The organism is Glycomyces sp. NPDC021274 (genome assembly GCF_040641195.1).
In the GTDB taxonomy this organism is placed as follows: domain Bacteria; phylum Actinomycetota; class Actinomycetes; order Mycobacteriales; family Micromonosporaceae; genus Glycomyces.
The window spans coordinates 15,516-34,795 of sequence record NZ_JBFADC010000016.1 but is presented as its reverse complement, the minus strand read 5'-3'; the positions used below and the strand labels follow the sequence as shown (position 1 = coordinate 34,795).

The window sequence follows — 19,280 nt, the reverse complement described above, 5'->3', positions numbered from 1 at the left end:
ATTTCCCTACCTTCCTTAGGAGAACACCGTGTTCAATCGTCGTGCCCTCGTGGGCGCATCCGTAGCGACCGCAGCCGCTTTGACCCTGACCGCTTGCGGCGATGGCGGCGGCTCGGAGGCCACTGAGACCAACGGCACGGTCGTCGTCGCCGCGACCTCCGTCCCGCACGCCCAGATCCTGCAGTTCGTCCAGGACGAGCTGGCCGACGAGGCGGGGCTGACCATCGAGATCGAGGAGTTCAGCGACTACCTCCAGATCAACCCGTCGACCGCCGACGGCTCGACCGATGCGAACTTCTTCCAGCACCTGCCGTACCTCGAGGAGGACAACGCGAAGAACGGCACCGACCTGGTCGAGATCGCCCCGGTCCACATCGAGCCGCTGGCCCTGTACGCCAACACCGCCGCCTCGGTCGAGGACATCACCGACGGCGCCCAGATCGCGATCCCGGCCGACCCGTCCAACGGCGGCCGCGCGCTGGCGCTGCTGCAGGACGCCGGCCTGATCACGCTCGCCGACGGGGTCGAGGTCACCACCGCCACCGAGGACGACATCGCCGAGAACCCGCGCAACCTGGAGTTCGTGGCCGTCGAGGCCGCCCAGCTCCCCCGCACTCTCGAGGACGTCGACGCCGCCGTGATCAACGGCAACTACGCCCTGGAGGCGGAACTGAGCCCGGCCGAGGACGCCATTGCAAGCGAGTCCGCCGAGAACAACCCGTACGCGAACTACCTGGTCACCACGGCTGCGAACGCTGACAACGAGGACATCAAGAAGCTCGGCGAGCTCCTGCAGTCCGACGAGGTCAAGCAGTACATCCTCGAGACCTGGACCGACGGCTCGGTCGTCCCGGCCTCCTAGCAGCGCCCGCAAAGCCTCCGCCGAGGCCCGTTGCACCCAGTCCAACCCGGTTGCACCGGCCGATCCGCAACACGTAAGATGGTTGCGGCCAGGCCGGGCAACCGGACGGGCGAAGGAGTGTGGCGCAATTGGTAGCGCATCGGTCTCCAAAACCGAGGGTTGCAGGTTCGAGTCCTGTCACTCCTGCAGATTGTTGAAGGGCCTCTCCGGCACGTCGGAGAGGCCCTTCACTTTCCCTATTCGAGTTGCCGGGCGCACATCGATCGTTGCCGAGTTGCGGTGGACCTCAATGCGTCGAAGCGGCGGTCACGGCAGGGGCGCTCCGCCCCAGAGCGCTGAGAGGGGAACGGCTGCCATGTCGGGCCCGAACGGCCGCAGCTCCTCACCCAGGTAGAGGACATAGCCTGCCCTGAACCGGTCGCCGAGTCGATCGCGGAGCCAGTGGAGGTGCTTGAACGAGTCGGCCCGCACCGTCGCTGAGGCCTTGACCTCGATGGCGACTACCGCTCCGTCTCTGCGTTCGAGCACGAAGTCGATCTCGCGGCCGTCCCTGTCGCGGTAGAAATGCAGTCCAGCCCTGACCGCACTCACGGTCAGCTGTCGGGTCAGCTCGGCGAACACGAAGGTCTCCACCAGCGGTCCCGCGAGCGGGTGCCCGGGGGCGGACACCGCTTCCAGATCCGCTCCGAGTAGCGATGCCGTCAAACCCGAGTCGGTGACGTAGGCCTTCGGAGTCTTGATGAGCTTCGAGGTCAGGTTGGTCGACCACGTCGGCAGTTTCGCTGTCAGGTAGACGATGTCGAGATAGCCGAGATAGTCACGAACCGTGGCGTGGTTGAGTTCGAGGCTCTTGGCGAGGTCGGAGAACACCAGGTTCGATCCGCTACGCGCGGCGACCAGGCGCAGGAGTTGCGGCACCAGGTTGGCATGGCGAACGTCTGCGAACTCCGCGACGTCCCGCAATACCACCGTGGACACATAGCTGTCGAACCAGTCCGCGCGAAGCGGTTCGGACCGGATTCGGATCGCCTCCGGATAGCCTCCCTCGCAGATGAGTTTGAAGTAGTCGCTCCTATCCCACTGCGATGCCGGCAATGAGTGCAACAGTCGCTCCCGATCGAACAGGAGCGCAGGCGCATCCACCTCTGACCTCGTCCGCTCGGCGGCGCTCAACGGCCAGAGGTCGACGAACACGGCTCGCCCCGCAAGCGACTCTGACAATGTCGGTACCGTCAGAAACCGCGTCGAGCCCGACAGCACGAACTGGCCGGGCGCATCGTCAAGATCCGTGAGCCGCTTGACCGCGAGCAGAAGATCATCGCCACCGCGTTGAACCTCGTCGAAGATCCGCGGCGCCGAACCATACCCAGCGAATCCCGACGGGTCAGCCCGGACCGTCTGGAGAACGGTCGGATCATCGAGTGTCGCGAAGGTACCGCCTCGTTCAGCATGCAGCTGCCGCAGCAGCGTGGTCTTTCCCGCTTGCCGAGGACCACCGACCACGACCGCTCGAAACGCGTCAACGCGCTCGTTCAGATGGGCGAGCGCTCGGCGAGGCAGAAGGTTCGACATGCGGCGATAATATCAGACGAATTTATGATCGTAATAACAGATCTGCCGATACTACAGTCATAGTTTCGCCGCACTTCTGATCGGAGTTCGACCGCGTTTAGCGCTGGTTACATCTGAAATCTCCAGCCAGACTGACCGCCATGCAGGCGCGAAGGGCGTCTACCTGCGGGGACAAGTTCCCATAAGCCTCGATGATCCCTGCAGATTGAGTAAGGCCCGGACCTCTTGGTCCGGGCCTATCTCTTTGTTCACTGTGAGCTTCGACGAGCCGCAGGCGCTCAGGGCACCATCGCGCGGATCCGGGATCAGCGCAGCGCGGTGAAGAAGTCGCGGAGGTCGGTGGCAAGCACTTCCGGGACCTGGTGGGCGGCGTAGTGACCGCCGGTCTCGTGTGTCCGCCATTGCGTGATGTTGGTGTAGTCGCGTTCGGCGAAGCGGCGAATGGACTGGAAGTCCCCGGCGAAACTGGAGTTGGCGACCGGGAAGTCCGCCGGCGTGCTGCCGATCGGGTGGTGCTTGTTCTCGAAGTAGAAGCGCATCGATGATGCGATGGTGTCGTTGAGCCAGTGCACAATGACGTTGTCGATGACGAACCGGTCGTCCAGTTCGTCCCCCAGCAGCTGGTCCATCCAGGCGAGCAGGCCCCGGGGCGAGTCGGCCAAGGCGTGGGCGAGCGTCTGCGGCTGCTGGGAGTGGAGCTGGTCGTAGGAGCTCTTGTTCTCGTAGAACCACTGCAGCACCTGCAGCGCACCCATCTCCTCCTCGGACATGCCCTCCATCTCGGACGGGTCGCCCGAGGGGAACGAGAAGATCTGGTCCACATGCACGCCGATGACGTGCTCGCCGTCGATCCTGCCCAGTTCCGGGGCGATGACTGCGCCGGCGTCGTTGCCGTGTGCGCCGTACCGCTCGTAGCCGAGGCGCGCCATGAGCGTCGCGAGCGCCTTCGCGGTGCGGGCGGCGCCCCAGCCGGTCTCCGTTGTCGGGCCGGAGAAGCCGAACCCCGGCAGCGAGGGGATGACCAGATGGAACGAGGGGCCTTCGTCCGGCCGAGTGAGCGGCTCGATCAGGTCGACGAACTCCATGATCGTTCCGGGCCAGCCGTGGATGAGCAGCAGCGGCACCGCGGCGGGATCGGGTGACTCGATGTGGAGGAAGTGCAGGCGCTGGCCGTCGATCTCGGTGACGAACTGCGGGTATCCGTTGAGTCGCGATTCGGTCTCGCGCCAGTCGTACCTCTGGAGCCAGTAGTCGGCCAGGTCGTCGACGCGATCGACGCTCACGCCGTACTCGTCGCCGACTCCGGGGATCTCCTGGGCGCGGCGGGCTCGCGACAGGCGGTTGCGAAGGTAGTCGAGTTCGGACTGCGGGATCTCGATCGTGAAGGGCTGGATCGCCTCGTGCTGGGCCATTGCCGTCTGCCTCTCGCTCGTCCGGGAGCCGGTGCTCCTGGGCTGCCTCAAGCATATCAGAACGGAATGATCTATTCCAGTCTTGAGGCGGGCAAGTTTTTTGCGGCCCGATCCGGGGTCGTCGGCTGCCGACTCGCAAGTGGGCGTGAGCCCGGGCTGAGGCGCGAGTCTCGACCGTGTCGGCGTTTCCGGCTACAGTGGAGAGATTCGTGGCCCCGAGACGGGAGTCCCCTCATGAGAGCCGTCATCCAGGATCGGTACGGGCCCGCCGAGGTCGTGCGTGTCGGCGATGTTCCAGAGCCGGTCCTCAAGGACGACGAGGTGCTGATCCGGGTCAGGGCCGCTTCGCTCAACGGATCTGATCGGGAGAACCTCGTCGGCAGCCCCTTCTACGCGCGGTTGGGCGGACTCCGCCGCCCGCGCAATCCGGTGCCCGGGTCGGACGTCGCCGGGGTCGTGACGGCGGTCGGCAGTGGGGTCACCGAGTACGCGGCGGGCGATGCGGTGTTCGGTGAACTGGCCGGGTATCGCGGCGGGCTCGCCGAGTACGTCGCGACATCGCCGCGGCTGCTCGCCCGCAAACCGCCGGGCTTGTCCTTCTTGGAGGCGGCGGCGATACCGCAGGCGGGCTGCATCGCGTTCAAGTCGACGCGTGGGATCGAGGCGGGTGACCGGGTGCTGGTCAACGGCGCTGGTGGAGCGGGCGGCGCGCTCATCGTCGGGCTCGCCAAGGACCTCGGGGCGGTGGTGACGGGCGTCGACCGCGCGGACAAGGCCGGCCATCTGCTGCGGCTCGGAGCGGACGAGACGATCGCGTTCGAAGACGAGGACTGGGCAGGCCGGCGCGGCCGGTACGACCGGGTCGTCGATCTCGTCGGGCACCGGTCGCCGTTCCGCGTCCACCGGGCGCTGCGCCCGGGCGGGGTGTATCTCATGGTCGGCGGGCATGCTCGCGTGCTGATCGCGGTGTTCGCCGCCGGCTGGTCGATCCGGAAGGCGGGGAGGCGGGTCAAGGTGCTGGCGGTGCCGCAGTCGCGCGCCGATCTGGAGGCGGTCACCGCGTTGGTCATGGACGGGAAGGCCGCCATCGCGGTCGACCGGGTCTATCCACTGGAGGAGGCACCCGCGGCGTTCGCGAGACTCGCCGCGGGAGACAACTTGGGAAAGATCGTCGTCGAGATGCCGTGACTGGCGCACCGGACCCGATCGAGATGCATGTGACACGCGAGGAATGGCTTGCCGCATGGGGCGCAACGACATTGGTTCGTGGAATGATATTCCAGCTCAGATGGGTTTTAAACCTCGAATCACGGGTGGATATCAATCCATTTTAGTCGTACGATCGGGAAAGTCGTCGCTCGCAATGCAACTGCGAAGGCGAGCGGTGTCCCGACAGTTCCGCCCACCACATCGGAGTCATCATGGCCGTATTCCAAGCGCTGTTCTATCTCATCGCGATCGTGCTGCTCGTCGCCGCAGCACTGCCGATGCCGTCCCGCCGCACCCGCGGCGTGGGCCTCGCCCTCCTGGCCGCCGCATTCGCCTTGACGGCGTTCGCAGCCCCGACGTTCGACGCCGCATTCTGACCTGACCCGGCCGGACAGTGCTGATCGGCGCTGTCCGGCCGGCACCGGCCTCCTTCGCCCGATACGGCGTCGGCCCCGTCGCAGGAGACGGCACGTGTCGCGTCGCGGCCGACGGGTACTCCTCATCGCAAGCGATCGGAGCCGCTCGGTGGCGGGGACCGGTGGCCCGGCCCCTCCGAGGGGATGGCGGGCAGAGCCGAAGTCTCGGCCGATGCGGCGCAATTCCGCAAGGGGGAACGCGATGAAGGCCGTGGTATGGCATGGGACCGGCGACATCCGACTCGACGAGGTGCCCGATCCGAAGATTCAGGAACCGACCGACGCGATCATCCGGATCACCCGCAGCGCGATCTGCGGCACGGACCTGCACATGGTCCGCGGAACGATGCCGGACATGGTCGAGGGCACCGTTCTCGGCCACGAGGCCGTCGGCGTCGTCGAGGAGACCGGGGCGAGCGTGCGCGGTTTCAGCCCCGGTGACCGGGTCGTGGTGACCTCCTCGATCGGGTGCGGCACCTGCTCCTACTGCAGGGCCGGCTACTACGCCCAATGCGACACCGCCAACCCGAACGGACCCGCCGCGGGCACGTGCTTCTTCGGCGGGCCGAAGTCCACCGGGCCGGTGGACGGGCTGCAGGCCGAGTACGCGCGCGTGCCGTACGCGGCGACGAGCCTGGTCCGGGTCCCGGACGCGGTGAGCGACGACCAGGCGATCCTCCTCTCGGACATGTTTCCCACGGCCTGGTTCGGCGCGGAGCTCGCCGAAGTCGGGCCCGGCGACAGCGTCCTGGTCCTGGGCGCGGGCGCGGTGGGCCAGTTCGCCGTCGCCGCGGCCAAGCGGCAGGGCGCCGGACGCGTGCTGGTCGTCGACGGCATCGATTCGAGGCTGGACAAGGCACGCGGACAGAACGCCGAGACGATCGACTTCAACCGCGAGGACCCTGTCGCCGTGGCCAAGGACCTCACCGGTGGGATCGGCGTCGACCGCGTCATCGAAGCGGTCGGTGTCGACGCCGAGCGCCCGAAGGCCGGCCCGGCCGCCAAGGCGACTGAACAGGACGCCGAACGCTTCGAGAGCGAAAGAGCCGCAGCCGCACCGCAGGGCGATCCCAGTGGCGACCAGTGGGTGCCCGGCGACGCGCCGAGCCTCGCACTGCAGTGGGCGGTCGACGCCGCGGCCAAGGCCGGCAGCATCGGCATCATCGGGGTGTACCCGCCGGGCTTCCGCAGCTTCCCGATCGGCGCGGCGATGAACAAGAACCTCACCGTCAAGATGGGCAACTGCAACCACCGCCGGTACCTGCCGGGCCTGCTCGACCTCGTGGTCGAGGGCACGGTCGACCCCACCGCGTTCATCACGCGTCACGAGCCGCCCGTCGACGCCATCGAGGCGTACGAGACGTTCGACCGCCGTGAGGACGGCTGGCTGAAGACGGTCCTCGACGTCACCTGAACGCCTCCGCGCTGGACGGTCCAGGGCGGCGAGGCGTTGATCAACGGCGGTCTGCCCGAGACCTTGAGCGGTCGAGATTCATGGACCGCCAGTGGTCGAGCACGTCCTGCCGCAACAGGCCGCCGTAGCCGGCCGCGTCGATGCGTGCGACCAGGGCCGGGGGTACGAGGCCCATGCTCGCGGCCGCGGCTTCGAGGTTCCAGTCGTGGTCCGACAGCGTTCGCAGGAGCCGTCCCCGACGCGATTGGGTCTCGGAGAGGCGGAACGTGCGCAGGTACGCGAGTCGGCCTTCGTCGTCGGTGATGGCCTCGCCCACATGGGTCTCGCTGCCGGGCACGAAGTGCGGCCGGAACCTGCGGAGCATGAACCGCTCCATCTGGTAGTCCTCGGTGAAGACGTACTCGGCGTCGAGGAGCCCGGCGGCCATGACGTCCCGGTGGAAGTCGGCCCACTCCTGCTGTGCGGCCGCGATCGCCGCGCGCAGGTCTGCGACGGTGTCGGTTGCGCTCTCATCAAGGCGCGGAACGAAGTCCGGGCTTTCGTCGTACAAGTGCGCGTACCGCCAGATGAGCTCGCCGAACCCGTCTTCGATGAGGCTCGGGTGCAGGGCCCGGTAGTCGTCCGGGTGCGGGGTGACGACGGCCGAGGCGAGCGCGTCGGCGACGTACACCAGCACGCCGCACTGCCCGGGGTGGATCTCGAAGACGCGCAGGGCGTCAGCGAGTCCTTCGACGTCGTAGCCGCTGTACTGCGGTTCGACCGAGTGCGGCAGGCCGCGGCGGAACACGCGGGTCGACCATTCCCGCCAGGCGATCGAGGGGCGCCGGAACGTGAGCGGCAGGAAGGCCTCGAGCGCGGTCTGGTGCGGGACGAAGTGCACGCGGGTGCGGCGTTCGAGCCTGGTCGCCGGACGCCGTGACTTGCGCATCGTCCTGGCCGGCATGCGGAGTGCGGTGCCGAGTGCGGGTACGGCGGTGCCGTCCTCGGTCCACTCGGCGGTCAGGCCGTGCGGCACGTAGCAGCAGTGCGGCGCGTAGTCGCCGAACGGATCGTCGTCGGCGGGGAACCCGCTGGGGTGCAGGCGCAGCGACACGATCGGCTCGTCGCGGACGAGCGGCACGAGGCGAATGCCGCCCCATACCTGGCCGGGGCGGGCCTGGAGTCCGTCGAACGTCAAGCGGTGCACGGTGTCTCCTCAGCGAGCCGGCGTTCCACCCGCGCCTCGATGTGGGCCCGCAGTTCGGCGATCCCGGTGCGGCCACTGGCGAAGCGGGCGAACTCGACGAGTTCGGGCAGGTCCTCGGCGTCGCGGATGCCCACTGTCGGGGTGGTCGGCGAGAGGCGGCGCACTTCGAGACCTGCGGCGTCGAAGACCGGGTTCAGGTGGGCCACAGCGGTCTTCCGCTCGGGGTCGAGCCGCTCCTCCCAGACGCGCAGTACTTCGGCGGCCATGCCGACCGGGGCGTTGTCCCAGCCGTCCGAGACCACGACCAGCAGATCCGGACGCGTTTCGAGCCCGTCGAGGAGGCGTTCCCCGAGGGCGGTGACGCCGCGGGCGCGCGCCATGAGCGGGTCGTCGTCGCCTGACAACCACAAAGGACGGTATTCGGCGGCGAGTTCCCGCATGAGGAAGTGCGCGGCGAGGGCGACGACGAGCGGTCGCCGCCGCTTCTCACTCGAGCCGCTCGCCGAGTAGCTGTCGTCGAGCACGGCCGAGACCCGCCCCCAGGTGCCGGCCCGCAGGCCGGCGACGCGCAGTGCGGCTGCGCGGAGCGCGTCGGTCAGTTCCAGGCGCCGCTGCTCGCGCTCGTCCACCGGCAGCGCCAGCACGTATGCGGCAAGGCGGGTCAACGGCATCCGCGACAGGTCCGCGAGGTCGGCGACCACGCCGAGCGCGCCCACCCGCGCGGCCGAGCGCTGCAGCCGAAGTCGCTCGTTGCGTGTGAGCTGCGGGGCGATCTTCTCGAGGAATGCGGCGCGGGTGATGCGGTGACCGGCGGCGAAGCCTTCGGCCACGGTGTAAGGCAGGTCGAACACGGCCCGGCGGTCGTAGTGGGCGCGCCGCCAGGTCTCGAACAGCGGTGTGGCGAAGCGGCCCGCCGCACGCCAGTTGAACAGGAACGCGTCCAGCTCCTCGCCCGGCAGGTCCTCGATCTTCATGTGCGCGTGGCGCACCGCGCCGAGGAACGCGGACCGGTACTTGACGGCCTCGAACGCCGGATCCGGGCGCGCGGCGAGCCATTCGCGCATGATCGCGCGGGTCCGCCGGTTGTTGACCCGGGCCCTCCGCAACGCCGTGAACAGGTGGTAGACCCGGTGCGTGGGGAGTTCGGTGAGCGCCTTGGCGATCAAGCGGCCTTCGACGGCCCGCTGCGCGGGACTCGCGTCGCGTCCGGTCTGCAGGAGCCGCATGATGATCGCGGCGGCGTTGCGGTCGTTGACGCCGAGGGTGAGCGTGGCGGCGTACAGGTCGCGGTAGTTGACGAGCATGTACTCGTGCAGGAACTCCATCGACCACTGCTGCGCGTCGCCGTTGGAGTGGAACTCGCGCTGGCCGGTGGAGGCGATGGCGGCGTTGACGAACAGCAGCACGTCCTCTGCGGCGGCGCGGTCGGCGAGGAGTTCCAAGGGGTGTCCGGGGTCTCGAGGAGCGAAGGCGCCGACCGGGGAATGAGAGGCACGAAGGCGAAATAGCGCTTAACAAACGGATCCGGGAGTCGCACCCGAGTCCCGCGGTCGGCAGCGCCCACCTTACTGGCGGGGCACCATGCGCCGCCATCGGATAGCACCGCGCCATACCCACTACGTTCGCAAGGGGCGGAAGCACTCCCTGAGGTCGTCGACGAGGAGGTCCGGGGCCTCCATCGCCGCGAAGTGGCCGCCGCGGTCGAATTCGGACCAGTGCACGATCCGGTGCCGGCGTTCGAGGAGGCGGCGGATCGCCGGGTCGTTCGGGAACACGGCGACACCGGTCGGCACACCGGAGGGCCCGCCCTCGTCCGGTTCGTCGCGCACGGCCCGGTACTGGTGCGCCGAGCTCGCGCCGGTCCCGGTGAGCCAGTAGAGGGTCACATTCGTGAGCAGCTGATCGACGTCGACGGCCTGCTCCGGGAGTTCCTTGGAGGGGTCGGTCCAGTCTTTGAACTTGTCCACGATCCAGGCGAGCTGCCCCACGGGAGAGTCGTTGAGCGCGTAAGCGAGCGTCTGCGGTTTGGTCGACTGGAGGTCGGCGTAGCCGGTGCCGTGGCGGACGAGGTCCCGCACGTGCTCCAGGCGGGCGAGTTCGGTTTCGTCGAAGTCGGGGTCGTCGACCGCCGGCAGTTCGAGGCCGCCGTTGATGTGGACGCCGACGACCCGGTCGGGTGCCAGGCGGCCGATCGCCGGGGAGACTTTGGAGCCGGTGTCGCCGCCGTGCGCGCCGAAGCGGTCGTATCCGAGCCGGTCCATCAGGGTGAGCCAGGCGCGGGCGATGCGGGCGTGGTCCCAGTCGGGCGCGGAGAGCGGCGTCGAGAAGCCGAAGCCGGGCAGCGACGGGGCCACCACGTGGAAGGCGTCGGCGGAATCGCCGCCGTGCGCGCGCGGGTCGGTCAGGGGCCCGAGAATCCGCGTGAACTCGACGATCGAGCCGGGCCAGCCGTGCGTGATCACGAGCGGCAGCGCGTCGGGTTCGGGCGATCGCACATGGAGGATGTGCACGCGCTGCCCGTCGATCTCGGTGAGGCCCTGCGGAAAAGCGTTCAACGCCGCCTCGTGGACGCGCCAGTCGTAATCGTGCAGCCAGTAGTCGGTGAGGCGGCGCAGGTACAGGACCGGGACGCCGGAGGCCCAGCCCGGTTCAGGGCTCGATGCCGGCCAGCGCGTCAGGCGCAGCCGCTCGCGCAGGTCGTCAAGCGCCGCCTGCGGGACGGTGATCTGGAAGTCGGCGATCGGGTCCACGGCGGTCCTCCGGTGGTCGTTCCTGTGCTCCATGCAATCAGGGTCACCGCGGGTCGGGGTCGGTGGGCTCGCCGTCTCGGGGCGCGTTCCAGTCGCGGGCGATCTTCGCCGCATAGTCCTCGTTGAGGACCGGGTAGAAGACCGGCTGGTCCGGGAGACGCGGAGGCCATGCGGTCCATCCGGATTCGCGGACCAGCTCGAGTTCGGCCGGGCCGCCTTGTCCCCCATGGGAGCTACACGGAAGTGTCCACTTCACGGGGACGGCGACGGGTGCGCTGATCCGTAGCGTTCAGCGCAGCCGCGGCGCCCCCGCCGCGGCGTTGCGGAAGGAATCGTCATGAAACTCGTCTGGCAGCTGCTCGCCGTCGGTGTGGTCGCCTTCGCCGGCAGTCCAGCAGCGATCGCCCTCGAAGGGCGGCCGTGGATGGTGCTGATCGTCGGCCTGGCCACGAGCGTGGTCGCGGTGCTCGTCTACCGGTGGGTCGTGGGGCGCACCGAACGCCGTCCGGTCGTGGAATTGGCGGGGGCGGGCGCGGTCGGCGCGGTCGGGTTGGGGACGGTGCTCGGCGTCGCCATGTTCGGGGCCGTGATCGCGAACATCGCGTTCCTCGGGCATTACACGGTCGACGGCCTCGGGTCGCCTGGCGGCGCGATCGGGTTGCTCGGCTTCATGGCCGCCGCGGCTGTGACGGAGGAACTGCTCTTCCGCGGTGTCCTGCTCCGCATCGTCGAATCGCGTTTCGGCACCTGGATGGCCTTGGCGTCCACCAGCCTCGTGTTCGGGCTGTCGCATCTGGTCAACCCGAACGCCACCTTGTGGGGCGCGATCGCCATCGCGATCGAGGCCGGCGGGATGCTGGGGGCCGCGTACATCGCGACCCGCAGCCTGTGGCTGCCGATCGGGCTCCACTTCGGATGGAACATCGCCGCCTCCGCGATCTTCAGCACCGAGGTCTCCGGCAACGGCACGCCGCAGGGCCTGCTCGACGCGGCGACCTCCGGTCCGACCGCGATCAGCGGGGGCGCGTTCGGCCCGGAAGGCAGTGTGTACGCGGTGGGCTTCGGCACGATCCTGATGATCGTGTTCCTCTGGATCGCCAAGCGGCGCGGCCGCATCGTGCCGCTGCGGCGACGCGCAGCGCGGGCCGACGCCGCGGCTACACTGCCCCGGTGATGGATCTCCGGCGGATCCGGGAGCACTGGCGGCGACTCGACGTCACGATCCGGGACCTCCCCTTGGGGCTGATGCTCGCCGCGATGTCGTTCCTGCCCCTGCTCCGCGGCCACGAGACGCAGGTCGGCGAGCTTCCCGGCCGACCGCTGGACGCGTTCGGGCTCGGCGTCCTCGTGCTCGAATGCCTCCCGCTCGCGGTGCGGCGGCGCTGGCCGGGCGTGTGCCTCGCGCTGGTGTCGCTCGGGTTCGTCCTCGCCTCGCTCGGCCGCTACCACCTGGTCGCGAGCACGGCCGTGGCGTTCGCCCTGCTCAGCGCCGGAGCCCACCTGGAGCGGCACCGGAGGACGGCCATGGTCGTCCTCTCGATCGCCTACGGCGGGTTGGCGATCGGGCTCGTCCAGCTCGGGTCGGCCGAAGGGGTGGGCGGTTTCGCGACGTTTTACCTGCTACTGGCCGCCTGCTGGGGCGCGGGGGCCTGGCTGCGGGCCACGCGCGCGGCCGAGGCCGAGAAGCGCCGCCGCGTCGCCGAGACGACCCGTGCCGCGGAGCGGACCCACATCGCCCGCGAGCTGCACGATGTCGTCGCCCACCATGTGACGGCGATGGTCGTGCAGGCCGAGGCGGCCCGGTACCTGACCGGCGCACCCGACCGCCTCGACCAGGCGCTGCAAGCCGTCGGCGACACCGGTCGGCGCGCCACCACCGATCTGCGGCACCTGCTCGATCTCCTGAACCCCGACCACGGCAATGAATCCAGGACGCCGGCGGTCGGGCGGCTGCTCACCCTGGTGGAGCAGACCCGGCTGGCCGGACAGCCCGTGGAATTCACCGAGGAGGGCGCGCCCGCGAGCGACACCGGCAGCGCCGACCTGGTGGCCTACAGGGTCGTCCAGGAAGCGCTCACGAACGCCGTCAAGCACGCCCGCAGCAGCCCCACCGCCGTGCGGGTGCACCACCGCGCCGGCGACATCACCGTGGAGGTCAGCACCGAAGGGTCCGTCCCGTCGACGCTCACGGGGAGCGGACGCGGCCTCGCCGGTCTGCGCGAGCGCGTCGACCTCCTCGGCGGCGACTTCGACGCGGGACCGCAGGCGGGCGGCGGGTTCACCGTGCGGGCGCGCATCCCCGCGGGGAGCCCGGCGTGACCGCGCCGATCCGGGTCCTGGTCTGCGACGACCAGATGCTCGTCCGCACCGGCCTGGTCACGATCATCGACGCGCAGCCCGACCTCGAGGTCGCAGGCGAGTGCGGCGACGGGCAGGCCGCGGTCGACCTGGCCGGGCGGCTGCGCCCGGACGTCGTGCTCATGGACGTCCGCATGCCGGTGCTCGACGGCATCGAGGCCACCCGCCGGATCGCGGGCGCTGCGGTGAACGACCCGGTCAAGGTCCTCGTGCTGACGACGTTCAACCTCGACCGGTACGTCTACGAGGCGCTGCGGGCCGGAGCGAGCGGGTTCCTGCTCAAGGACGCGCCGCCTTCGCAGCTGCTCCAAGGGATCCGCACCGTCGCGACCGGCGCGGCGCTGCTCGATCCGGGCGTGACGCGCGCCCTCGTCGGCAGGTACGCCGCGCGCATCCGGCCCGCCGACTCCGAAACTCCCGAAACTCCGCTCACCCCACGGGAACTGGAGGTCCTGCGGCTCATCGCGGACGGCCGCTCCAACCGCGAGATCGCTGCGGCCCTGGTCATCAGCCCCGAGACGGTGAAGACGTTCGTCTCGCGGATCCTCGCCAAGCTCGGTCTGCGCGACCGCGTCCAAGCCGTCGTCTACGCCCACCGGCACGGCCTGGTCACCTGACCGCGGGGTCACTTCCCCTCTGCGGGTGAGGCATTCCCCCTCACGAGGGAGGTCGGGCGGGGACGCCGAGGAAATACTCCAGACATGAACGAACACACCGCAGTAGAGGCCCCGCGCTGGGCCGTCCGCGCGGCCTGGGCGTCGGCGCTCTCGTCGACCGTCGGATTCATTCCGATTCACGCGGTCTGGGCCGCTGGGATCCCGCTGTGGGCCGACCCGGACAAGTTCAAGGACTGGTACGTCGAAGGCGGAGGCCCCTACCTCTTCGTCCTCAGCGGACTGGCGACACTGGCCGGAATCCTGGCGCTGAGCCTGATCAGACCCTGGGGACAGATCTTCCCCCGCTGGGTCCCGCTGCTGGCCGGCCGGAAGGTGCCCCGGCGGACCCTGTCCGGCACCGCCTTCGCCGTGTCGGTCTTCCTCCTGGGTTACACCGGCTGGGCCGCCTGGCTGACCGCGGCGGACTTCACCGACGAGGGCATCTTCAGTCCGTGGATCGTCGTCTACGGCATCCCGCAGTTCCTGGTCTGGGGCATCGGGCTGTTCATGGCCGCGTGGTCCTACCGGGCACGCACCGCCCCGCGTCCGGCACCGCGGACCTGACACTGCAAAGCCCAAGGAACCGAAGGTCCGCAACGCCGCCGGAGCTCGAAGCGACCGAGGCGGAATAGCGAGGTGCGGCAAGGGCGTTGCCTCACACATGTGGAACAGCGAGGACCTCGACCTTGACGCGTATCTCGGCTTCCTGGGCTACGAAGGCGACCGCGCGCCGACTCTGGAGACGCTCCGGGTGCTGCAACGCGCGCATGTGCTCACGGTGCGGTGGGACACGCTCGACAGCTTCCTGTACCAGAAGGTGCGGCTCGACCTCCCTTCATTGCAGGACAAGCTGATCCGTCGCGGGCGAGGCGGATACTGCTATGAGCACGTCACGCTGTTCGCGGCGGCGCTGGAGCGGCTCGGGTTCCGCTTCACCGCCGTGTCGGGCCGGGTGCAGCTCGGCGCGGGCGCGCAGAAGCCGCGTCCGGCGACGCACGCGATGCTGATCGTGGAGCTGGACGGCACGCGCTGGCTGAGCGACGTCGGTTTCGGCGCCAGCCCTTTGGAACCGATCGAGCTGGTCGACGGCGCGATGAGCGAGGCGGGACCGTGGCCGTACCTGCTGCGGTGGCAGGAGATCACCCACGGGTCGCCCGGTTGGGCCGTGCACCAGCTCGGGGACGGACCCCACGCACGGGACGGCTGGGAGATTCGGCAGGTCTTCACCGAGAACCCGCAGTACCCGGTCGATTTCGCGGTCGGGAACCACTTCGTGGCCTCGAACGAGCGCTCCCCGTTCGTCATCCGCCCGTTCGTCCAGCGGACGCGCACCGACCGGTACGACACGCTCGACGCGCTCACCTGGACGACCGAGCGGCCTGGCGGTGTCACGAGCAAGGAGACCGTCCAGCCGCATGAGGTGCCGAAACTCCTCGACGACGTCTTCGGGATCCGCACGGACCCCGAAGAGGCCGATCTGCTGGTGCGTCGACTGAGCGACCTGCCCGAACGGCATTGAGCCGCGGTGCGGCGAAGCCGTGCCTCGCCGCACCAGGGCTTCCGCCAGGGTCAGAGCGTGCCGGGCGGGTCGATGTCGCCGCGCCAGCCGCCGGTCTCGGCGCCGCGTTCTTCGATGAACTCCTTGAAGCGGCGCATGTCGCCCTTGACCTTGCGGTCGATGATGCCGAGCTTGTCGGCCGCCTCCTCGGCGAACCCCTCGGGGTCGATGTCCATTTGGGCGGTGACCCGCGTGTTGGCGTCGTCGAGGCGGTGGAACGTGACCACGCCGGCGTGCGTGGGCCCGTTGATGGAACGCCAGGCCACCCGTTCGTCCGGGTGCTGCTCGGTGATGGTCGCGTCGAACTCGCGGGTGGCGCCGCCGACCTTCGTCACCCAGTGCGTGTGGGTGTCGTCGAGCTGGCGGACGTTCTCGACCCCCTCCATGAAGTTGGGGAACGACTCGAACTGCGTCCACTGGTTGTAGGCCCGCGAGACGGGAACGTGCACGTCGACTGATTCGGTGATGGTGCTCAAGGCGTTACTCCTTCGTCGGTCGCGGCGAGCGTCAGCGCTGCACCTGTCCACCGGCGAATACCCGTGACGGCCGGACTCGACACATGCGCGGCGCGCACGGGAGCGGCCCGGACCTGGCGGTCCGGGCCGCTTCGCGTCAGGTCAGTCGATGTGCTCGATGACGAAGGGGGCGTGGCCGTGGAGGTGGTTGTCCCAGCCTCCGGTGACCGGCGCTCCCGAGGAGAGGAGGTTGGTGGAGTCGGTGCCGACGTCGAGTTTCCAGGCGGTCCAGGAGATCCCGTTGGCGGCCATCCAGTCGATCCAGCGCTGGGCCTCGTCGAGGCAGACCCGGCCGTCGAGGCCGCCGTCGGCGGCGCTGGCGCCCCATTCGGTGACGAAGAGGGCGATACCGGCGTCGATCGCGCGGTCGGCGGTGTCCCGCAGCCAGCTGGTGTGGGTGCACGAGTAGAAGTGCAGCGTGTACATGAGGTTGGTGCCGGAGACGGGGTCGGCCGCGGCGTCGTCGACGTCCTGGGACCAGCTGGGCGTGCCGAGGACGACGATGTTGTCGGGGTCGTGCTCGCGGATCGCGGCGAGGACGGCCTCGTGGTACGGCTTGATGCTGCCGCTCCAGGAGATCTGCAGGGGCTCGTTGTAGGGCTCCCAGATGATGTTCGGCAGGTGGCCGTAGCGCTCGGCGAGGTCGCTGAAGAACGCGACGGCCTCGGACCGGTGGAGGTGCGCTTCGTGCGCGTGGAAGTCGACGATCACGTAGACGCCGGCGGTGGCCGCGTTCTCGATCACGGTCGCCACTTCGGACTTCCACCGGCTCGGGTCGTCCAGGTAGGCCCCTTCGGGTTCGACGCCCATGGCGACGCGGAAGACCTCGATGTTCCAGTTGTCGCGCATCCACTCGAGCCCTTGCAGGTTCTGCGCGTAAGGCTGGGTCTGCCAGTGCAGCCACATGCTCGAGACGCCTTGGAGCTGCACGGGGTCGTTCTGCTCGTTGCACATCTGGGTGCCGCAGACGTGGAGCTTGCCGTGCTCCTCGACCGGGGTGCCGTCGGGGGCGGGTTCGGTGGGTTCGGGCTCGGTGGGCTCTGTCGGCTCGGGTTCGGTGGTCTGCTCGCCGCCTTCGCCGCAGAGGACGCCGTTGACTTCGGCGGCTTCGATGTCGCCGGGCGAGCCGGAGGCGGTGAAGCCGAAGACCTCGCGGGTCTGGCCGGCGGCGATGGTGGCGTTCCAGCCCGCGTCGGAGGCGGTGAAGTGGGCGCCGTTCAGGGTCTGACCGGTGACGTTCCAGGCGCTGATGCCGGAGACAGCGCTGGTGAAGTCCCATTCGACGGTCCAGTCGTCGATCGGTTCGTCGGTGGTGATGCTGATGTTCGCCTGGAAGCCGGAGCCCCAACTGCTGACGATGTTGTAGTCGACGTCGCATCCTGCGGCGGCGTTCGCGCCTTGTGACGTGGCGATGGTGATCGCGCCGGCGCTGAGTGCCGCCGCGGCCGCGCCGATGATCGCGGTGAGCTTTCGCCTTCGGTGTCGTTGCATGTTCGCCTCTCCTCGGGATCGCTCCCATTCGTAATATCAAAGTTTGTCAATGTATACCCGCGGAGTCAAGCGCGCACCTTCACGGTTTGCCCGGGGCTCGCAAAGGGAACTTCTGGGACATGCTTCGGAAGACGCTGGCCACGGCATGTGGCCTGGCACTGGTCTCGGGAGCCTCGGCCTGCGGCGGTGATCAGCGGGATTCCGGGGCTTCCGCCGCTGCTGCGGCGTTCTCGGACGCGATCGCGCGCGGCGACGCGGCGGCGGCGTGCGCGGCGCTCGCCCCCGAGACCGTGGAGGCGATCGCCGCCTCGCAGGGCGAGTCCTGCGAGGCGTCGCTGGGCGCGCAGGAGCTGCCGAGCGGCGCGGTGGGGGAAGTGGACGTGTGGGGCGATCGCGCCCAGGTCCGCACCGACGCTGACGTGCTGTTCCTCGTCGAGCTCGAGGAGGGCTGGAAGGTGGTCGCCGCCGGCTGCGAGCCGCAGGGCGAGCTCCCGTACGTGTGCGAGGTGGGCGGCTGATGGACCGGCGCTGCATGTTCTTCGGGTATCTGATCGTGGTCTTCGGCGGGCTCGCGTATTTCATCGCAGTGGGCCTGCTGCGCCTGTGAAGGAGGGGAAATGAAGCGGTTCCTGCGGGACAACGGCCTCAGCCTGGCCTTCGGCGTCATGTTCCTCGCCACCCTGGTCGGCCAGGCGTTCGCCGGGCGGTCCGACTTCAACGACCGGCAGCTCTCGCAGGGCGGCCGGGAGCTCTCGCTGCTGGAGTACGTGACGTCCAGCGACTTCGCCGTGAACGTCTCGGAGAACTGGCAGTCGGAGTACCTGCAGTTCTTCCTGTTCGTGTTCGCGACCGTCTGGCTCGTCCAGAAGGGCTCTCCGGAGTCGAAGCCGATTGACCAGGTCGGCTTGGAATCGGACGAGCAGCAGGAACTCGGGCGCTACACGAGCGAGGACTCCCCCGAGTGGGCGAAGGCGGGAGGGTGGCGCACCGCAGTGTTCTCGCGCTCGCTCGGCATCGTGATGGGCGTGATCTTCCTGATCTCGTGGTTCGCGCAGTCCGTGAGCGGCCTCAGCGTCTACAACGCGGACCAGCTCGCCGAACTGCAGGATCCCTTGACCTGGGGCGCCTATGTCGGCTCCGGCGAGTTCTGGAACCGGACGCTGCAGAACTGGCAGTCCGAGCTCCTCGCGGTCGGCTCACTCGCCGTGCTCAGCGTCTACCTGCGCCAGCGCGGTTCACCCGAGTCGAAGCCCGTGGGCTCCTCGCACGAGACGACCGAGACCTCCGGTTAGGCGCGTTCGAGGGCGGCGTCGGTGCGGGCGCGGATGTCGTTGCAGGCTTCGCAGATCGAGTCGGGGATGAGGCCGGCGCGGGTGAGCAGGGCGAAGATCTTGCAGCCCAGGCAGAATGCGAAGAACGCCTCGAGGGCGGCGGCGATGGTGAGGGCGCCGAGGACGATCCAGCCGGCGGTATCGAGGTCGAAGGCGAGGAGCAGCAGCGCCGACGTGATCGAGAAGGCCGCGCCGATGCCTTGCGCGAAGCGCTTGGGCGGGCCGGGGACTGGCTTCGGGGCGGCGGGCAGCATTGGGGTGACGACCCGGGTCACGAACTGGCCGAGGACGCTCAAGGTCGGGCCGGTGGCGACGCGGGCGATGAAGCCGAGTGCGATGACCGCGACCAGCCATTCGAGCTGGAAGGCGAGCGCGGCGGCACTCATGGCGACCACGCCTCCGGCGACGAGGCGGGCCGAGACCTCGTTCACGGGATTGGGGAAGCTGAACAGGCGTCGCATGCGGTGGGTCCTTCGACGAGCTTGAAATCGGGGCAAGGCGGCCAATGCTAGCGCCGTCAAGCGAGGGCGGCCATGTTGACGGAGGCGCT

Annotated in this window: 19 protein-coding genes, 1 tRNA gene and 1 pseudogene; 12 read left to right on the top strand and 9 right to left on the bottom strand. The window is 69.1% G+C overall.

The window, feature by feature from the left end:
- The first annotated feature begins 28 nt into the window (after positions 1–28).
- Positions 29–862 carry a MetQ/NlpA family ABC transporter substrate-binding protein gene (locus tag AB0I03_RS24405; protein ID WP_360416633.1) on the top strand — a complete coding sequence of 278 codons (834 nt, stop codon included), beginning with the start codon at positions 29–31 and terminating at the stop codon, positions 860–862.
- Positions 863–975: 113 nt separating this feature from the next.
- A tRNA-Trp gene (locus AB0I03_RS24400) sits at positions 976–1,048 on the top strand.
- A gap of 120 nt (positions 1,049–1,168) precedes the next feature.
- Here AB0I03_RS24400 and AB0I03_RS24395 read toward each other — a convergent pair.
- Together AB0I03_RS24395 and AB0I03_RS24390 are read right to left on the bottom strand one after the other, a co-directional pair.
- A complete protein-coding gene (locus AB0I03_RS24395) occupies positions 1,169–2,434 on the bottom strand; it encodes an ATP-binding protein (protein ID WP_360416631.1) in 1,266 nt (421 codons plus the stop codon).
- Positions 2,435–2,739: 305 nt separating this feature from the next.
- Entirely contained in the window at positions 2,740–3,846 is a 1,107-nt protein-coding gene (locus AB0I03_RS24390; RefSeq protein WP_360416629.1) for an epoxide hydrolase family protein, read from the bottom strand.
- A gap of 234 nt (positions 3,847–4,080) precedes the next feature.
- Here AB0I03_RS24390 and AB0I03_RS24385 point away from each other — a divergent pair, with 234 nt between their 5' ends.
- From AB0I03_RS24385 to AB0I03_RS24375, 3 genes are all read left to right on the top strand, one after another.
- Positions 4,081–5,034: an NAD(P)-dependent alcohol dehydrogenase gene (locus tag AB0I03_RS24385; protein WP_360416627.1), complete on the top strand. Its 954-nt coding sequence runs from the start codon at positions 4,081–4,083 to the stop codon at positions 5,032–5,034.
- A 233-nt stretch (positions 5,035–5,267) separates the two neighbouring features.
- Positions 5,268–5,432 carry a hypothetical protein gene (locus AB0I03_RS24380; protein ID WP_360416625.1) on the top strand — a complete coding sequence of 55 codons (165 nt, stop codon included), beginning with the start codon at positions 5,268–5,270 and terminating at the stop codon, positions 5,430–5,432.
- A gap of 241 nt (positions 5,433–5,673) precedes the next feature.
- A complete protein-coding gene (locus tag AB0I03_RS24375) occupies positions 5,674–6,885 on the top strand; it encodes a zinc-dependent alcohol dehydrogenase (protein ID WP_360416624.1) in 1,212 nt (403 codons plus the stop codon).
- Positions 6,886–6,925: 40 nt separating this feature from the next.
- Here AB0I03_RS24375 and AB0I03_RS24370 read toward each other — a convergent pair whose 3' ends face one another.
- The 4 genes and pseudogenes from AB0I03_RS24370 to AB0I03_RS24355 form a co-directional block, all read right to left on the bottom strand.
- Entirely contained in the window at positions 6,926–8,071 is a 1,146-nt protein-coding gene (locus AB0I03_RS24370; protein ID WP_360416622.1) for a hypothetical protein, read from the bottom strand.
- On the bottom strand, positions 8,059–9,513 hold the full coding sequence (locus tag AB0I03_RS24365; RefSeq protein WP_360416620.1) for a hypothetical protein: 1,455 nt from the start codon (positions 9,511–9,513) through the stop codon (positions 8,059–8,061). The genes AB0I03_RS24370 and AB0I03_RS24365 overlap by 13 nt, the downstream gene beginning before the upstream one ends.
- A gap of 174 nt (positions 9,514–9,687) precedes the next feature.
- Positions 9,688–10,854, bottom strand: a complete 1,167-nt coding sequence (locus AB0I03_RS24360) for an epoxide hydrolase (protein ID WP_360416618.1) — start codon at positions 10,852–10,854, stop codon at positions 9,688–9,690.
- 34 nt (positions 10,855–10,888) lie between these two features.
- Positions 10,889–11,077, bottom strand: a pseudogene (locus AB0I03_RS24355) (hypothetical protein); the annotation flags it as partial.
- Positions 11,078–11,158: 81 nt separating this feature from the next.
- Between AB0I03_RS24355 and AB0I03_RS24350 the strand changes: the two are divergent.
- From AB0I03_RS24350 to AB0I03_RS24330, 5 genes are all read left to right on the top strand, one after another.
- Positions 11,159–11,995, top strand: a complete 837-nt coding sequence (locus AB0I03_RS24350) for a CPBP family intramembrane glutamic endopeptidase (RefSeq protein WP_360416616.1) — start codon at positions 11,159–11,161, stop codon at positions 11,993–11,995.
- Complete coding sequence (locus tag AB0I03_RS24345) at positions 11,992–13,140, top strand: histidine kinase (RefSeq protein WP_360416614.1); 1,149 nt, start codon at positions 11,992–11,994, stop codon at positions 13,138–13,140. The genes AB0I03_RS24350 and AB0I03_RS24345 overlap by 4 nt, the downstream gene beginning before the upstream one ends.
- On the top strand, positions 13,137–13,796 hold the full coding sequence (locus AB0I03_RS24340) for a response regulator transcription factor (RefSeq protein WP_360416612.1): 660 nt from the start codon (positions 13,137–13,139) through the stop codon (positions 13,794–13,796). The genes AB0I03_RS24345 and AB0I03_RS24340 overlap by 4 nt, the downstream gene beginning before the upstream one ends.
- Before the next feature lie 84 nt (positions 13,797–13,880).
- Complete coding sequence (locus tag AB0I03_RS24335) at positions 13,881–14,399, top strand: hypothetical protein (RefSeq protein WP_360416610.1); 519 nt, start codon at positions 13,881–13,883, stop codon at positions 14,397–14,399.
- Between the two features lie 97 nt (positions 14,400–14,496).
- Entirely contained in the window at positions 14,497–15,354 is an 858-nt protein-coding gene (locus AB0I03_RS24330; protein ID WP_360416608.1) for an arylamine N-acetyltransferase, read from the top strand.
- A 50-nt stretch (positions 15,355–15,404) separates the two neighbouring features.
- On the opposite strand, the gene AB0I03_RS24325 is transcribed toward AB0I03_RS24330, so the two are convergent.
- Both AB0I03_RS24325 and AB0I03_RS24320 read right to left on the bottom strand, forming a co-directional pair.
- Positions 15,405–15,869: an SRPBCC family protein gene (locus AB0I03_RS24325; protein WP_360416606.1), complete on the bottom strand. Its 465-nt coding sequence runs from the start codon at positions 15,867–15,869 to the stop codon at positions 15,405–15,407.
- Positions 15,870–16,010: 141 nt separating this feature from the next.
- Entirely contained in the window at positions 16,011–17,399 is a 1,389-nt protein-coding gene (locus tag AB0I03_RS24320; RefSeq protein ID WP_360416605.1) for a cellulase family glycosylhydrolase, read from the bottom strand.
- 119 nt (positions 17,400–17,518) lie between these two features.
- Between AB0I03_RS24320 and AB0I03_RS24315 the strand changes: the two genes are divergently transcribed.
- Positions 17,519–17,917, top strand: a complete 399-nt coding sequence (locus tag AB0I03_RS24315) for a hypothetical protein (protein ID WP_360416603.1) — start codon at positions 17,519–17,521, stop codon at positions 17,915–17,917.
- Positions 17,918–18,016: 99 nt separating this feature from the next.
- Positions 18,017–18,691 (top strand): DUF6766 family protein, encoded by a 675-nt coding sequence (locus AB0I03_RS24310; RefSeq protein WP_360416601.1) that lies wholly within the window; start codon positions 18,017–18,019, stop codon positions 18,689–18,691.
- Here the strand turns inward: AB0I03_RS24310 and AB0I03_RS24305 are convergent.
- A complete protein-coding gene (locus AB0I03_RS24305; protein ID WP_360416599.1) occupies positions 18,688–19,191 on the bottom strand; it encodes a DUF4395 domain-containing protein in 504 nt (167 codons plus the stop codon). The two genes, AB0I03_RS24310 and AB0I03_RS24305, sit on opposite strands and share 4 nt — an antisense overlap.
- Positions 19,192–19,280 lie beyond the last annotated feature (89 nt).

Bases quoted from the DNA above. Each gene is read 5' to 3' on its own strand.
- AB0I03_RS24305 (WP_360416599.1), bottom strand. From the start codon at position 19,191: ATGCGACGCCTGTTCAGCTTCCCCAATCCCGTGAACGAGGTCTCGGCC.
- AB0I03_RS24310 (WP_360416601.1), top strand. From the start codon at position 18,017: ATGAAGCGGTTCCTGCGGGACAACGGCCTCAGCCTGGCCTTCGGCGTC.
- AB0I03_RS24335 (WP_360416610.1), top strand. From the start codon at position 13,881: ATGAACGAACACACCGCAGTAGAGGCCCCGCGCTGGGCCGTCCGCGCG.
- AB0I03_RS24330 (WP_360416608.1), top strand. From the start codon at position 14,497: ATGTGGAACAGCGAGGACCTCGACCTTGACGCGTATCTCGGCTTCCTG.
- AB0I03_RS24385 (WP_360416627.1), top strand. From the start codon at position 4,081: ATGAGAGCCGTCATCCAGGATCGGTACGGGCCCGCCGAGGTCGTGCGT.
- AB0I03_RS24360 (WP_360416618.1), bottom strand. From the start codon at position 10,854: ATGGAGCACAGGAACGACCACCGGAGGACCGCCGTGGACCCGATCGCC.
- AB0I03_RS24380 (WP_360416625.1), top strand. From the start codon at position 5,268: ATGGCCGTATTCCAAGCGCTGTTCTATCTCATCGCGATCGTGCTGCTC.
- AB0I03_RS24390 (WP_360416629.1), bottom strand. From the start codon at position 3,846: ATGGCCCAGCACGAGGCGATCCAGCCCTTCACGATCGAGATCCCGCAG.
- AB0I03_RS24320 (WP_360416605.1), bottom strand. From the start codon at position 17,399: ATGCAACGACACCGAAGGCGAAAGCTCACCGCGATCATCGGCGCGGCC.
- AB0I03_RS24315 (WP_360416603.1), top strand. From the start codon at position 17,519: ATGCTTCGGAAGACGCTGGCCACGGCATGTGGCCTGGCACTGGTCTCG.
- AB0I03_RS24395 (WP_360416631.1), bottom strand. From the start codon at position 2,434: ATGTCGAACCTTCTGCCTCGCCGAGCGCTCGCCCATCTGAACGAGCGC.
- AB0I03_RS24350 (WP_360416616.1), top strand. From the start codon at position 11,159: ATGAAACTCGTCTGGCAGCTGCTCGCCGTCGGTGTGGTCGCCTTCGCC.
- AB0I03_RS24375 (WP_360416624.1), top strand. From the start codon at position 5,674: ATGAAGGCCGTGGTATGGCATGGGACCGGCGACATCCGACTCGACGAG.